This window comes from Gottfriedia sp. NPDC056225, from assembly GCF_042267765.1.
In the GTDB taxonomy this organism is placed as follows: domain Bacteria; phylum Bacillota; class Bacilli; order Bacillales; family Bacillaceae_G; genus Gottfriedia.
Map to the genome: position 1 here is coordinate 1 of NZ_JBHJTJ010000146.1, position 1,126 is coordinate 1,126.

General features: G+C 26.9%; 1 protein-coding gene and 1 pseudogene. One reads left to right on the forward strand and one right to left on the reverse strand.

Annotation, left to right across the window (positions count from 1 at the left end):
* Positions 1 to 424, forward strand: a pseudogene (locus tag ACFCYN_RS25500) (leucine-rich repeat domain-containing protein); the annotation flags it as partial.
* A 435-nt stretch (positions 425 to 859) separates the two neighbouring features.
* On the opposite strand, the gene ACFCYN_RS25505 reads toward ACFCYN_RS25500, so the two are convergent.
* A partial coding sequence (locus ACFCYN_RS25505) for an IS3 family transposase (RefSeq protein WP_375952992.1) occupies positions 860 to 1,126 on the reverse strand: 267 nt, incomplete at its 5' end.

Consider the following 1,126-nt stretch of genomic DNA (forward strand, 5'->3'; position numbering starts at 1 on the left):
CGATGAATTACCTACTTTTAATAAATTAATCACATTTGAATTAAGTAATAGTAATGTAACATCATTAAATGGGATAAATAAATTCGAAAATCTTCAAAATGTTGAATTACATTATTTAAATAAGCTAGAAGAAATTAATAATATATGTTCTTTAACTAAATTAAAGACACTAAGAATGGAGAATTGTAAAAAGGTTTTAATAAATGATGATTTAGCATGTTTAACAAATTTAAATGAACTTGCATTAATTAACTGTGGTAATATACCTTCTATAAAATTTATTAAAAACATGAATAAATTAAAAAAGTTTATTTTTCCTGAATCAATTGTTTTAGATGGAGATATCTCACCATGTTTTGGATTAGAATATGTTTATTTTATAAATAAAAAGCACTATTCTCATAAAAATAACGAATTCAGTTGAAAAATATTAAGTAAATCTTTCATAAACAATATAGTTTTATGATCTATGAATCGACACAAGAATTATTTAAATAATTCTTGTGTCGATTTATTATTCTTGTAAATTGATTATTAATTCACCATGACACCCCAACCATCTGAATAACCTCCGAGTGGTTGACTTATCTTATTAAGTTGTCGTTGAAGTTCAATAATTTATTCATACTTTAATAACATTTTCACATAACAATAAATAGTCCAATCATTTGATTCTTCATCTAGTGACAATTCACAACTAAAACCTTCGTTGAATCTCTGTATAAATCCCTTTATTCACATACTAAGCCATCACCATCTTGATCTCATCCATATATTTATAGAGCCATCTTTAAAAAGAAAAAAAAATGTTGTATCCTGCACATAGCCCTGTCAAGTAGACAATGAAAAAAAGAGTATATTAAGCTGCGGCCTTTTCACGATATTCTATCGGGGAAAGGTCGTTAAATTTTTCCTGGAAACGATCATTGTTATAAAAATGAATATATTCATGAATTGCCTTTGCTGCTTCCGCCTTGTCTTTTGGGTTCACCAAATACAACTTTTCCGTTTTTAAATGAGAAAAGAAGCTTTCGATACAAGCATTATCGTAACAGTTACCTCTTCTAGAATGACTTCCTTGAATTTTTATTTTTTCTGTAACTTCCTTTTTATAAGTTGGAGTTGT